This window comes from Colwellia marinimaniae, from assembly GCF_002207865.1.
In the GTDB taxonomy this organism is placed as follows: domain Bacteria; phylum Pseudomonadota; class Gammaproteobacteria; order Enterobacterales; family Alteromonadaceae; genus Colwellia; species Colwellia marinimaniae.
Window position 1 is genome coordinate 1 of the sequence record NZ_BDQM01000356.1, and the last position, 257, is coordinate 257.

The 257-nt window shown below is 47.9% G+C and carries 1 protein-coding gene; it reads right to left on the minus strand.

What is annotated here, in order from left to right; all coding sequences use genetic code 11:
• Positions 1 to 244 (minus strand): lipid A-modifier LpxR family protein (locus MTCD1_RS19630; protein WP_235013404.1); only part of this gene is annotated, 244 nt, incomplete at its 3' end.
• Positions 245 to 257: the final 13 nt, after the last annotated feature.

Consider the following 257-nt stretch of genomic DNA (forward strand, 5'->3'; position numbering starts at 1 on the left):
GATAATTACCCACCGCGAGACGTTGATAAACGGATAGATCCGACTCTCCAATAAGCATCAGAGGACGACCAATGAGTTGATCTGCTTCTGCTGTGACTTGGTAAACAATCTCATCTTCAATTTGATAGTCCCAACCTTGTGGCGTGGTGGCATCAATCGCATCATGAATGAATTTTTGGGTGTCACCTGCTCTGGATTGCTCACCGACACCGCCCACTACCAATGACAGCCGAAAAGAACTCACGGCGCTGTAACCT